Source organism: Streptomyces sp. NPDC033174, assembly GCF_055577795.1.
On the sequence record NZ_JBVIPQ010000003.1, the window covers coordinates 166,899 to 179,005 of the forward strand.

Sequence of the window (12,107 nt, forward strand, 5' to 3'; positions counted from 1 at the left end):
CGGTGTGCTCCACCGGGTGCGGACGTCAAAGGCCGCCGGTCGTCAGCGGCGAAGCCATTCGAGTGCGGCCTCGGCGGTGAACTCGCTCTGGCCGCCGCGGAAGAGCAGATCCGCCGTCCGGAACGCCGGATCGTCGGCCGTCGCGGCCACATACGGGATCGCGATGCAGCGCATCCCCGCCGCGTGCGCCGCGAGGGCTCCGGGTGTCGCGTCCTCCAGGACCACGCACGCGGCCGGCTCCACGCCGAGCCGCCGAGCCGCCTCCAGGAACACGTCCGGCTCCGGCTTTCCCCGCTCAACCTCCTCGGCCGAGACCAGCGTGGTCAAATGAGAGTCCAGGCCGGTGCCGTCGAGGACGGCACGCATCGCCGCGAGCGACGAGCCGGACGCCACGGCCATCGGCACATGGTGCGCATGCAGCCGCTCTACGAACTTCCGCATCTCCGGAAACACCTCGGTCCGCGTCCTGGCCAGTTCGACATACGTCCGGTTGAGACGGTCCAGCAGCTCGTCGACCGGCGTGCCGATCCCGTACTCCCGGCCCAGGATCTCCAGCGTCTCGCGGGTGCCGATCCCGATGAACTCGGTGTGGCGCTCCCAGGTGAAGTCCGCGACACCGTGCGATCCGAGGAGTCGGCGGGCCGCTTCGTAGTAGTTCGGCTCGCTGTCCACGAGCGTGCCGTCGAGATCGGAGACGACCGAGGTGCGCGGAGTGCTCATGACCCCCAGCATCTCAAGAGGACCGGGTCAGAGGGTGCGGCCCGGACCCTTCGCGGACGCCCGCCCCACCGCCTCCACCAGCGGCAGCAGCCGGTGCGGCACCCGCTCGCGCAGCGCCATCTCGGTCCTCGTCCGCACGACCCCGGGCAGCTGGATCAGGCGCTGGATCACGTCCTCCAGATGGCCGTTGTCGCGGGCGACCACCCGCGTCAGCAGATCCCCGCCGCCGGTGATCGAGAACGCCTCCACGATCTCCGGGACGGCGGCGAGTGCGTCACCCACCTCGTCCAGATGGCCCTGGGTGACCTCGATGTGGACGAACGCGAGCACCGGATGGCCGAGCGCGGCGGGGGAGAGGGCCGGCCCCGTGCCGGTGATCACCCCATCGCGCTCCAGCTTGTCGAGTCTGGCCTGGAGGGTGCCGCGGGCGATCCCGAGGATCCGCGCGTACTCGCGCACGCTGGTGCGGGGCTGCTCGATGAGCAGCCGCAGGATACGGGTGTCGAGTTCGTCCACCGCCACGGTCCGTCGGCCTCCTCACGGCCCAGCAGTTCAGACATCGACTGTACCAATGGCTCACCCCTTCCGAGCTGCACGGGTGCGGGAGCGGACGCTCGGCCGTGCGGGGCCCGGACCGCGCACCGCACGGTCCGGGCCCCGCACGCCCTGTCCGGCGCTGCCCTCCCTGTCAGGCGCGGCACCCGGGCATGTGCCTGATGTCGATCACGAAGCGCTCCGGCGAGTGCAGCGTGAAGGTCTTGTACTGGGGCTTGGTGTCGAAGGCCGCTCCGAAGGTGACCACACCCTCGAAGTCGCCGGTCAGAGCGACACCCTTGAGGCTGGGCAGCGCGATCCTGACCAGCCTCGGGCCCTTGTAGACCGACTTGCCCGCGTCATTGTGAGCGGCGGCGGGCGACAGCTTGATCTCCAGGAAGTGCTTTCCGGCGAGCGGGACCTTGTTGCCCGAGCCGTCGTAACGCAGTTCCTTGACCGGCTTGACGGTGACCGGAGGCATCGTGCCCTTCACGTCGATGACGAGTCGGTCGAAGGTGGCGTGGCCGGCCCACCGGGCGTTGACCACGAGCGCGGTCGCGGGCGGTGCGGCCTGCGACTGCGGTGAGGATGCGGTGGCGGGGATCGTGGCACCGATCCCGGCGGTGAGAAGAATGCCGGCGGCGACGGCCGCGAGGCGCTGACGGTGAAGCATGACGTCCCCCAACTTTCTCGTGATACGGGGACAGCGGTGTCACTAGGGAAGACATCCACCAAAATCGTACGGTTCCAGGGATGTGCCAGAATTACGGATTTCCCATGTTTTTTCTTCCCGTCCGCCATCGGGGGCGCCCATGTGCTGGAACGCGACGGCCGACCTCCTGGCGGGCGCCGGAATCACCGCGGTCGGGGTCGCCTGCCTGGCGGGCGTCCGCGGCGCCCGTGACGTCCCCCTCGCCGCGCTGCCGCTGCTTCTGGGTGCGCACCAGATCATCGAGTCCGTCGTGTGGCGTGCGGGCGGCGGGCCCGGCCCGGCGACGCTCGCCTGGGCGGTGATCGCACTTCCGCTCCTGCCCCTGTGGGTGCCGCTGGGGGTCCTGCTCGCCGCGGATCCGCCCGCTCGGCGGCGCCTCCTGGTACCGGCCGCCGTCGGCGTCGTCACCGCGGGCGCCCTCGCGTACTGCGTCGCCACGCGGCCGGTGACGGCGGAGATCCGCGGTCACACCCTGGGGTACGTACTCGACCTGCCCCACTCGCCCCTGCTCATCACGGGGTATCTGGTGGCCACCGTGGGAGCTCTGCTGCTCTCGGGCGACTCCCTGCTGCGGCTGCTGGGGGTCCTCACCGGAGGGGGAGCGGTGATCTGCGCGGTGCTGTGGCGCCTGGAGTTCGTCTCCACCTGGTGCGCCTTCGCCGCGGTGGCCTCCCTCGTCCTGCTGATGTGGGTACGAGGGCGCCACCGCGGGAGGGCCGCGGTCGGCTGTCCCTGAAGAGATCCGGTCAGGGACAGGTGCGGTCAGGGGCCTTCCTTGGTCACCCCGCCGCCGGGCTCACCACCGGCACCCGGCTCCTCGGCGGCCGCCGGGTCCAGGATGCGGTTGAGAAAGTCCCGTGTCCGGGGGTGCTGCGGAGCGCCCACCACCTGCTCCGCCGGCCCCTGCTCGACGATGACGCCCCCGTCCATGAACACGACCCGGTCGGCGACCTCCCGGGCGAAGCTCATCTCATGGGTGACGACCATCATCGTCATCCCCTCCCCGGCGAGCACCCGCATGACCGCGAGGACTTCCCCCACGAGCTCCGGGTCGAGCGCCGAGGTGGGCTCGTCGAAGAGCATCACCTCGGGCCCCATCACCAGCGCCCGGGCGATCGCCACCCGCTGCTGCTGGCCACCGGACAGCTGCGCGGGATACGCGTCGGCCTTGTCCGCCAGCCCCACCCGGGCGAGGTTCTCCCGGGCGATCTCCGCCGCCCGCGCCTTGTCCCGCTTCAGTACCCGACGCTGCGGCAGCGTGAGGTTCTCGGTCACCGTCACATGCGGGAAGAGGTTGAACTGCTGGAACACCATCCCGATGTTGCGGCGTACGGCGTCGATGTCGACATCGAGGTCGGTGACCTCGGTGCCGCCGACGAACACCTGGCCGGCGCTCGGCTCCTCCAGCAGGTTCACGCAGCGCAGCAGTGTCGACTTGCCCGAGCCCGAGGGGCCGATGACACAGACCACCTCGCCCCTGGCGATCTCCAGGTCGATCCCGCGCAACACCTCGTTGTCACCGAACGACTTGTGCAGGCCGCGGATTTCGATCTCGTTCCCCGAGTCCGGCGCGCTCGGCCTGCCCTCTGGCTTCTGTGGCATCTGTGACATCCCGTTCTCACCTGGCCCTGGCCGCGCGGGCCTCGAGCCGTCGCACCACGAAACTCAGCGGCACCGTCACCAGCAGATAGCACAGACCCGCCACCAGAATCGGCGTGGAGTTGGCGGTCTGGCTCGCCAAGTCCCTCCCGAACTTCGTGAGTTCGCGCTCCTCCAGGGTCACACCGAGGAACAGCACCAGCGAGGAGTCCTTGAAGAGCAGCACCAGCTCGTTCGTCAGCGGCGGGATGACGATACGGAACGCCTGCGGAATGATCACCGAGACCATGGCGCGTCCGTGCGAGAAGCCCAGCGAACGCGCCGCCTCCATCTGTCCCTTGGGCACCGCCTGGATACCGGCCCTGATCGTCTCCGCCATGTACGCGGCGGCGACCAGGCCGAGACCGAGGGCGACCTTCCCGTACGTACCGCCGGGGATCTCCGTGCCCGGGAACGCCAACGGCACCGCGACACCGACGAAGATGAAGATCAGCAGCGCCGGCAGCCCGCGGAACAGCTCGATGTAGACGCTCGCGACCCACCGGTACGGAGCGACCGACGACAGCCTCATCAGCGCGATGACGAGTCCGAGCACCAGCCCGAAGAGGAACCCGGACAGCGTGTAGACCACCGTGTTGCGCAGGGCGATCGTGATGATGTCCGGGAACAGCTTCGACGCGAGGTCTTTCTGCGCGAACTGGTTCTGCAGCCGGTCCCAGTCGGCGCCGACCCCGATCAGGACCAGGACCGCCACGAACAGCGCGTACTGAATGCCCTGCGAGACCCGGCGCCGCTGGCGCCTGGTGAGCCGAGAGGTCACGACTGGCCCTTGGGGAGCGGGCCGATCCACTGCTCGTACAGCTTCTTGTACGTGCCGTCCGCCTTGGCGTCCTTGATGGCCTTGTCGAGGGCGGCGCGCAGCTTGTCGTTGCCCTTCTTCACCGAGAAGCCGTACTGCTCACCGGTCTCGATGTTCTGCCCGAGCTTGAAGGCGTCGGCGTTGGCCTTGTCCTTCAGCCAGCCCTGGACGACGGGGTAGTCGATGACGACCGCGTCGACCTGGCCCGTCCGCAGGCCGTTCAGTACGGCGTCGGAGCTCTCGAACGCGACCGGGTTGAAGCCCTGCGAGGTGGCGTAGCTCTCGCCGGTGGTCTCGGCCTGGGCGCCGAGCTTCTTCTTCTTGGCCTTGACGTCCGCGAGCGAGGTCACCCCGCTGCTCTTCGTCGCCAACAGGGCCTGGGTCGCGTCGAAGTAGGGGACGGAGAAGTCCACGTTCTTCTTGCGCTCGTCGGTGATCGTCATACCGGCGGCGGCGAGGTCGCACTCGCCCGAATTGAGGAAGGCGCCGGTCTTGAAGTTCTCGAAGGGGGTGTCGAGGATCTTCTGCTCGACACCGAGGTCCTTCGCCACCAGATCGACGAGGGCGACGTCGAAGCCGACGATCTTTCCGTCCTTCTCGAACTGGAACGGCGGATAGGGGAGATGGGTGCAGGTGGTCAGCTTCCCCTTCTCCACCACGGGGACCCCGCCGGCCGCCTCACCGGGACCGTCGTCCCCGGAGGAACACCCCGCGACGAGCAGCAGCCCGGCCACCGCGGCGGCGCGGACTGAGACGAGGGTGCCAGTGCGGTGGGCGCGGTGGCCGCCGGCAGTCCTGGACATGGTTGACCTCCATGGGCGCGGGGGCGGCGGTGAGGGTCGACACCGCCAGCGGTGATCGTATGCCACCCCGGCTGCCGACCTCCGGAGATCCCCTCGGGGGCCGAGTGGTGGTCACCGCGCGGTCCGCCGGGAGGAAGCCGGCGGGGAGGAACCCGGCGGGGAGGCCGCGGGGGAGGAAGCCCGCGGAGAGGAAGAGGAGAATGGAAGGCGATCGGAATCCGGCGGGGGGCCGCAGGAGGTGGATCATGGGACAGGCACGCGAGGCCATGGACCGGCTCACCGAGGCGCTGACGACGGCCCGGGACCTCAAGGCCCTGGCGGAGTGCTTCGCGCAGGACGCCGTCGCCGTCACCCCGGACGCGGGCGAGCTCCAGGGGCGCGACAACATCGTCGAGTACTTCGAGCAGATCACGGAGATGATCCCGCAGGCGACGTTCGAGTCGATACACGCGTACGAGGCGGGGAACACCGCGATCGACGAGGGGTACTTCGGCGGCCGCAACACCGGCCCGATCGCCCTTCCCACCGGTGAGATCCTCCCCGCGACGCAGCAGGAGATCCGGATCCGGGGCTGTGACCTCGCCACGGTGCAGGACGGCCTCATCGTCAGCTACCGCCTGTACTTCGACCAGGCGGAGCTGCTCACCCAGCTGGGACTCCTGCCCGAGGAGGCGCCCGCCTGAGCCGTGGCCGCCCGTCGGCCGCCGAGGGCGGCGAACGCAGGCCACAGGGGAAGCTCGCCACTGAGGACAGCCAGGCCGGGACCTGTCACGCGCGAAGTGCTGACGCGCTGACAGGACGACGGCGCCGGGGGAGGCCCCGGCGCCGTCGGTCAGGCGTCGAACTCCGTGAGGTCGATGCTGTGCACGCGCAGCGGCACGCCGTACACCGGGTGGTTCGTCTCCAGCTCCGGCTCCATGCCGAGCTTGCGCATCACGTTCTCGGAGGCCTCGTTGCTGATGTGGGCGATACTGATGACCTTGTCCAGCCCCCGGTCCTGAAGCGCGAACTCCAGCGCGGCATGGGCGGCTTCGGAGGCGTACCCCTGGCCCCAGAAGGGCCTTCCGAGCCGCCAGCCGATCTCCACGGCGGGCAGCACCTCGGGCAGGTAGTGCGGTACGGACAGTCCCGTGAAGCCGATCAGCTCGCCGGAGGCGATGAGCTCGACGGCGAAGAGCCCGAACCCCTCCTCGTCCCACTCCTCCTCCCAGCGCTCGATGTCCTCGGCCGTCCGCTCCAGGTCACGGACCGAACCGTCGCCGATCCACCGCATCACCTCGGGGTCCGCGTTGATCTCGGCCATCGGAACAAGGTCGTCATCGGTCCAGCGGCGGAGGATGAGGCGGGGCGTACGGATTTCGGTCATGGGCCGCATTGTGTCGAACACGGCCCCGGGACGGTAATCGGCCGCGTGGCCCGGACCAGGCAAATCGCGGACCGTTCGGCCGGGGTGGTCCGTTGGCCTGTCCCGTGGCCGCCACCCGCCGCTTTCACTGGGCCAATGGAACATACGAAGCGGAGTGGCTTGAGCCAGTGGGGCCCCGGATGCTCTCATGGGGAGGTCGATGGCGCTGCGGAATCCCGCGGCGCCTTTTTCATGCCGGTTTCTGGCGCCGCGACGCGGGCCGGGACTCGAAGGGGCGGGAAGCTTGATGAAGAGGATGTTCGTGGTGCCGGATCCGGGGCGGCTGCGTCTGCGCAGCGCGTTGCGGTCCGTCCTCGGCGTCGGCCCGGCGGTGGCCGTGTGCGGCCTCACCGGCCATACCCTCACCGCGGTCATCACCGGCGGGCTCGCCGCGCTCCTCGCCCTCTTCACCGTCACCGACGCGACCGTCCGCGCCCAGGCCGTCACGACCGCGTTGCTGCCCGCCGTCGGCTTCCCCGTGCTCGCCCTCGCCGCCGGGCTCCACGGCGACCCGCTGCTGCGCGACGCCGCGTTCCTCGCGGTGGCGGGCCTCGGGGTGTACGCCCGCCGCTGGGGTCCCAGGGGACACGCGCTGGGTGTGTTCGCCTTCATGACCTTCTTCGTGGCCCAGTTCCTGCACACGGTGCCCCAGCAGCTTCCCGGCCTGTTCTCCGCCGTTCTGCTGGCCCTGCTCGCCTCGTCGGGCGTCCGTTTCGGCCTGTGGTGCTACGAGCGCCGGCAGACGCCTCCCGCCGTCCCCTCCCTCCCACCCGCCTCGGGCTGGTCGCGCACCACCACCCGCCAGTCCGTCCAGGTCGTTGCCGCGGGCGCGTTCGCGCTCGTCGTGGGCCAGCTCCTGTCCGAGGGCCGCTGGTACTGGGCGGTCGGCGCCGCCTGGTGGATCTTCGTGAACACCTCCTCGCGCGGCGAGACCCTGATCCGCGGCTTCCGGCGGATCCTCGGCACGCTCGCGGGCATCGCGGCCGGGCTTCTCGTCGCGCTTCCGCTGCACGGCGCGATCGCCCCGACCGCCGCCCTCGTGGCCGGCTGCGTCTTCGGCATCTTCTACACGGCGGCCGTCTCGTACAGCTGGATGATGTTCTTCGTCACCGTCATGGTCAGCTCGCTCTACGGCCTGCTCGGCGTACTCGACCCGGGTCTGCTCGCCCTGCGGCTGGCCGAGACCGGCGTGGGGGCGCTGGGGGCGACGCTGGCGGTCGTTCTCGTCCTGCCCATCACCACGCATGCCACCACCGACGCGTGGATCCAGCAGGCGCTGCGCTGTGTGCACCGGTGCACCGCCGAGGCCGCCGCGCGCCTCGCGGGCTCCGAGACGGCCGATCCCGTCACCCGTGTCGCGGAACTGGAGATCCTCCTCGGCAGGGTTCGGATGTCGCTGGCGCCGCTGGTGCACCCGCTGAGCCCGCTGCGTGCCCGCAAGGCCCGGGCCGGCCACGTGCTCGAGCTGCTGGACGACTGCGCGCGCGAGGTCCGGGGACTGGCCGCCGTCGCCGCGGACCCGGACGCCTCGCACGACGCCCGGCTGGCCGCGGCAGCCTGGCGGGTCGAGGCCGCCGTCCACGCCCTGGTCTCCCCGGAGGAGCCGGCCCGTCCCGCCCTGGACGCCGAGGCGCTCCCGCTCCACCACCCGGGCGCCGAGCCGGCACTCGGGCATCTGCACGGCCTGGAGAAGGCACTCGTCGACCTGGCCACCCCGCTGCGCACCGCCCCCAACGCACCGCTCGTCTCCGCCTGAGCCCGCTCCCCGGTGGGTCGAGGCCGGATCCCCTCCCTGTTTGGTCTAGACCTGCTAGCGTCGCTGCGCGTCGGTGATCGGACGCGTCGGTGATCGGACGCGGCGGGGAGAGGGGAACGGCATGGGCGAGCCGGACGGTAACGGCGGAACGGGCGGCGCGCGGGGCGCCGGCGGTGCTCGCGGTGCGGGCGCCACGGGAGTCGCTGGTGGCACGGGTGTCACGCCGCGAAGGGACGGGTCGGGCGCGCGTGTCCCCGGGGCCGGTGACCAGGGCCGGGCCTTCATCGGGTCGTTCACGTCGGCCGGCGGCCGGGGGATCGTCGCGGCCACCGTCGACGAGGAGACGGGCGCGCTGACCCCGACGGGCCTCACGGACGCGGTCCCCGACCCGTCCTTCCTCGCCCTCGCGGAAGACGCCGGTACGCAGGTGCTGTACACGGTCTCCGAGACCGAGGAGGGCGCCGTCGCCGCGCTCGACATCACCGGCTCCGCACCCCGCCTCATCGGCGCGCCCGTGGGCGTGCGCGGCGCCGGTCCGACCCATCTCTGCGTTACGGCGGGGCACGTCCTCACGGCCAACTACGGGTCGGGCAGCGTCAGCGCCCTGCCGACCGGCCCGGACGCCGCTCCCCGGCCCCCGAGCGACGTCCTGCCCCACCAGGGCGGCGGTCCTCACCCGCGGCGGCAGTCCCGCCCGCACGCCCATCAGGTGGTCCCGGATCCGAGCGGCCGCTGGGTGCTCGCCGTGGACCTCGGTACCGACTCCGTACACATCGCGGCGCTCGATGCCGACAGCGGCACGCTGCGACGCCACGGGGAGAGCGCGCTGCGGCCCGGCACCGGACCCCGGCACCTGGCCTTCCACCCCTCGGGCACCCACGCGTACGTCCTGAACGAGCTGGAGCCCACCGTCACGGTCTGCCGCTGGGACGCCGGCGCGGGCCTCCTGGAGCCCCTCGGCGAGACTGCCGTCCTGCCCGACGGCACCGAGGGGACGAACTACCCGTCGGAGATCGTCGTGTCGCCCGACGGACGGTTCATCTGGGCGGCGGTGCGCGGCCACGACTCCCTCGCGGTCCTCGCCCTCGACGCGGCCGGCGAGAAGGCCGCGCTGGTGGCGTCGGTGCCGTGCGGTGGCCACTGGCCCAGAGACCTTGCCCTCGACCCGACGGGCCGACGGCTCTACGCGGCCAACGAACGCTCCGGTGACGTCACCTGGTTCGACATCGACCAGGAGACGGGCATCCCCCACCGAGCGGGCGCGATGGAGGCCCCGGCGGCGTCCTGCGTGGTCTTCACGAGACTGCCCGCGCGCGTGCGGTGAGCCTCGGGATACGGACGGTCGCGCCCGAGACCGCGGCCGCCGGCGCGCAGCCGGTTCGGTGCCCGAACCGCGCGGTGCGCGGGCAATGGGACCAAGCCCACCGGCCACGAGCAAGCCAAGCCCACCGGCCACAAGCAAGGCGGCCAACCCACCGGCCACAAGCAAGGCGGCCAAGCCCACCGGCCACGAGCAAGCCAAGCCCACCGGCCACAAGCAAGGCGGCCAAGCCCACCGGCCACGGGGAACGGGGCCAGGCCCAGCGACCATGAGGAAGGGCCCCCGCCGGGCATCCGGCGCGGGCCCTCCCACCTGCGTGCACACGTGTCCGCGCCGTCAGCGGACCGGCGCCCCCTGCGGCTGCGACGGAATGCCCAGCGCCGTCGTGTACTGGGTCAGTACGAGCTTGCCGATCGCCGGGTAGGCGCCGAGCGGCTCCGCGGACGAGCAGTCGGCCTCCTTGGCGGCCTCCTCCAGCAGACCCTCGGAGAGCTCCGGACCGATCAGGTACGGGGCCAGAGCCAGCTGCGCCGAGCCGGAGCCGCGCAGCTGCTCCGCGATCGCGGCGATCGAGCCCTCCTGGTCCAGCGCGGCGGCCATGACCGGCACGGCGAGCCGGGCGGCCAGCAGCATGCCGGTGATGCCGGCCGCCTGTACGGCCTCCTCGCCGCCCACCGTGGCGAGGATGATGCCGTCGGCGGCGGTGGCCACGGTGAACAGCCGGGCGCGGTCGGCGCGGGCCAGGCCGGCCTCCGAGAGGCGCACGTGCACGGCCTCCGCGAGCAGCGGGTGCGGGCCGAGCACATCGGTCAGCTCGGCGGTGGCGCGGCTCTCCGTGACAGCCTGGCGTATCGCGCGGACCAGGGCGCTGTCGGGGCCCGCGAGCAGCGGGACCACGACGGCGTCGGGGCCGGTGGGCTCGGCGACCTCACGGCCCGCGGCGAGAGCGAGCTCGTAACGCTCCACCCGCAGCGCCGCGGTCCGCGCCAGCACGGTCGAGAGCGCGGGGTACTCCGCGTCGTCGCCGTCCAGGTACCCGATGGCCGCCTCGAGGCCGGGGAGCTCGGAGCGAGCGATGCTCACGACCTCCTCGGCCAGACTGCGCACGGCCGCGGACGGGGCGCCGGGAACGGCGAGAACGAGCGAGGGTGCGCCCTCGGGCGCTGCCACGGGTTCAGGGCGACGGTGCCGCCCGGACTGGCGGGGTCGCGGCATTCGTACAGGCAGGCCGGAAGCGGGCCCAGTGGGGGAGCTCATGGCGTCGCATGCTACTGGTTTTGACCCTTCGGCTGCTCGGCCAGGGGACAGTCACGCTCTATCTGTCCGTGTTTGTCCGATGGGTTACCTACATGTCAACTGCCCTGGAATGTTGGCACGTAGAGCATCCCGGGGTCGTCCGGCAGGCGCAGCGGCCCCGATGCGAGCGCTGCCGCGATGCGCAGGGCCCCGGCCAGCGGATCTCCCGCCGCCGACGTGTGCCGTGCGTGCGGGAGTTGTGCGGCGAGCTCGGCCCGCAGAGGTACGAGCAACGGGTCGCCGAGCTTGAACAGACCCCCGGTCAGGGCCACTTCGCAGGTCCCGGCGGCCGGGCACACCGCCGAGGCGGCCTCGGCGATGTGCCGGGCCGCCTGCGCCAGGACCGCCGCGGCCACGGGATCGCCACCGGCCGCGCACCGGGCCACCTCGGGCGCGAACGACGCCAGGACGGCCGGCCGGTCACCGCGTGGGTAGAGCTGCCCGGGAAGCCCGGCGACGGGACCGAACACGCCCTCGGCACACGCCAGCAGGGCCGCCGAGCCGCCCGGCCTTCCGTCGTACGCGCGCATCGCCGCTTCGAGGCCCGCGCGGCCGATCCAGGCGCCGCTGCCGCAGTCGCCCAGCAGGTGCCCCCAGCCGTCCGCCCGGCGCCACCCGGTCAGATCGGTCCCGAGCGCGATCATTCCGGTGCCGGCCGCGACCACGGCCCCGGGCCGCTGCCCGAGCGCCCCGGCGTATGCCGTCACGGCGTCGGCGGCCAGCGCGAGCCGTCGTACGCCGAACGCGCGCGCCAGCGCCGAGGGCAGCCGGGCGCGCAGATCGTCGCCGAGCGTCGCCATTCCGGCGGCTCCGACAGCCACCGCCGCGAGCGGCGCTGCGCCCTCCGCGCCGGCCGTGCCCTCCGCGCCGGCCGTGCCCGCCGCGCCGGCACCGGCGCGGCTCAGCAGCCCCTCGACCGCCGGCAGCAGGCGCTCCAGCAGATGAGCGGCGTCGATCCCGGCGGCGCCGGTACGGACCGGCTCGCGGAACGCCACCGTCTCCACCGCCTCGCCCGACGCGGCGTCCGCGAGGGCGAGGCGCAGACCGGAGCCGCCCGAGTCGACCCCGAGGACCCAGCGTCCCGGCTCCCCGCTCACGTCCG

General features: G+C 72.1%; 13 protein-coding genes. 4 read left to right on the top strand and 9 right to left on the bottom strand.

Annotated elements, in window-relative coordinates; translation table 11 throughout:
- Nucleotides 1-42: 42 nt before the first annotated feature.
- From ACZ5VC_RS10890 to ACZ5VC_RS10900, 3 genes are all read right to left on the bottom strand, one after another.
- Nucleotides 43-720 carry an HAD family hydrolase gene (locus tag ACZ5VC_RS10890; protein WP_469119743.1) on the bottom strand — a complete coding sequence of 226 codons (678 nt, stop codon included), beginning with the start codon at nucleotides 718-720 and terminating at the stop codon, nucleotides 43-45.
- Between the two features lie 27 nt (nucleotides 721-747).
- On the bottom strand, nucleotides 748-1,242 hold the full coding sequence (locus ACZ5VC_RS10895) for an Lrp/AsnC family transcriptional regulator (protein ID WP_469119744.1): 495 nt from the start codon (nucleotides 1,240-1,242) through the stop codon (nucleotides 748-750).
- Nucleotides 1,243-1,408: 166 nt separating this feature from the next.
- The gene (locus tag ACZ5VC_RS10900; protein ID WP_469119745.1) at nucleotides 1,409-1,927 is read right to left on the bottom strand and encodes an AMIN-like domain-containing (lipo)protein; all 519 of its coding nucleotides are present in this window, start codon (nucleotides 1,925-1,927) and stop codon (nucleotides 1,409-1,411) included.
- Between the two features lie 139 nt (nucleotides 1,928-2,066).
- Between ACZ5VC_RS10900 and ACZ5VC_RS10905 the strand changes: the two genes are divergently transcribed.
- A complete protein-coding gene (locus ACZ5VC_RS10905; RefSeq protein ID WP_469119746.1) occupies nucleotides 2,067-2,702 on the top strand; it encodes a DUF6629 family protein in 636 nt (211 codons plus the stop codon).
- A 26-nt stretch (nucleotides 2,703-2,728) separates the two neighbouring features.
- Here ACZ5VC_RS10905 and ACZ5VC_RS10910 read toward each other — a convergent pair whose 3' ends face one another.
- The 3 genes from ACZ5VC_RS10910 to ACZ5VC_RS10920 are packed head-to-tail and all read right to left on the bottom strand — an operon-like array spanning nucleotide 2,729 to nucleotide 5,227.
- A complete protein-coding gene (locus ACZ5VC_RS10910) occupies nucleotides 2,729-3,568 on the bottom strand; it encodes an amino acid ABC transporter ATP-binding protein (protein ID WP_469119747.1) in 840 nt (279 codons plus the stop codon).
- Nucleotides 3,569-3,584: 16 nt separating this feature from the next.
- Entirely contained in the window at nucleotides 3,585-4,385 is an 801-nt protein-coding gene (locus tag ACZ5VC_RS10915) for an amino acid ABC transporter permease (RefSeq protein ID WP_469119748.1), read from the bottom strand.
- A complete protein-coding gene (locus ACZ5VC_RS10920) occupies nucleotides 4,382-5,227 on the bottom strand; it encodes an ABC transporter substrate-binding protein (RefSeq protein ID WP_469119749.1) in 846 nt (281 codons plus the stop codon). The genes ACZ5VC_RS10915 and ACZ5VC_RS10920 overlap by 4 nt, the downstream gene beginning before the upstream one ends.
- Nucleotides 5,228-5,472: 245 nt before the next feature.
- Between ACZ5VC_RS10920 and ACZ5VC_RS10925 the strand changes: the two genes are divergently transcribed.
- On the top strand, nucleotides 5,473-5,910 hold the full coding sequence (locus tag ACZ5VC_RS10925) for an ester cyclase (protein WP_469119750.1): 438 nt from the start codon (nucleotides 5,473-5,475) through the stop codon (nucleotides 5,908-5,910).
- A gap of 149 nt (nucleotides 5,911-6,059) precedes the next feature.
- Here the strand turns inward: ACZ5VC_RS10925 and ACZ5VC_RS10930 are convergent, their stop codons facing one another.
- Entirely contained in the window at nucleotides 6,060-6,593 is a 534-nt protein-coding gene (locus tag ACZ5VC_RS10930; RefSeq protein WP_469119751.1) for a GNAT family N-acetyltransferase, read from the bottom strand.
- A 283-nt stretch (nucleotides 6,594-6,876) separates the two neighbouring features.
- Here ACZ5VC_RS10930 and ACZ5VC_RS10935 point away from each other — a divergent pair, with 283 nt between their 5' ends.
- The gene (locus tag ACZ5VC_RS10935) at nucleotides 6,877-8,388 is read left to right on the top strand and encodes an FUSC family protein (RefSeq protein ID WP_469119752.1); all 1,512 of its coding nucleotides are present in this window, start codon (nucleotides 6,877-6,879) and stop codon (nucleotides 8,386-8,388) included.
- Nucleotides 8,389-8,509: 121 nt separating this feature from the next.
- Entirely contained in the window at nucleotides 8,510-9,712 is a 1,203-nt protein-coding gene (locus tag ACZ5VC_RS10940) for a lactonase family protein (RefSeq protein WP_469119753.1), read from the top strand.
- 333 nt (nucleotides 9,713-10,045) lie between these two features.
- On the opposite strand, the gene ACZ5VC_RS10945 is transcribed toward ACZ5VC_RS10940, so the two are convergent.
- Nucleotides 10,046-10,966 (bottom strand): sirohydrochlorin chelatase, encoded by a 921-nt coding sequence (locus tag ACZ5VC_RS10945; RefSeq protein WP_469119754.1) that lies wholly within the window; start codon nucleotides 10,964-10,966, stop codon nucleotides 10,046-10,048.
- A 95-nt stretch (nucleotides 10,967-11,061) separates the two neighbouring features.
- Nucleotides 11,062-12,102, bottom strand: coding sequence for an N-acetylglucosamine kinase (locus tag ACZ5VC_RS10950; RefSeq protein ID WP_469119755.1), 1,041 nt, complete (start codon nucleotides 12,100-12,102; stop codon nucleotides 11,062-11,064).
- Nucleotides 12,103-12,107 lie beyond the last annotated feature (5 nt).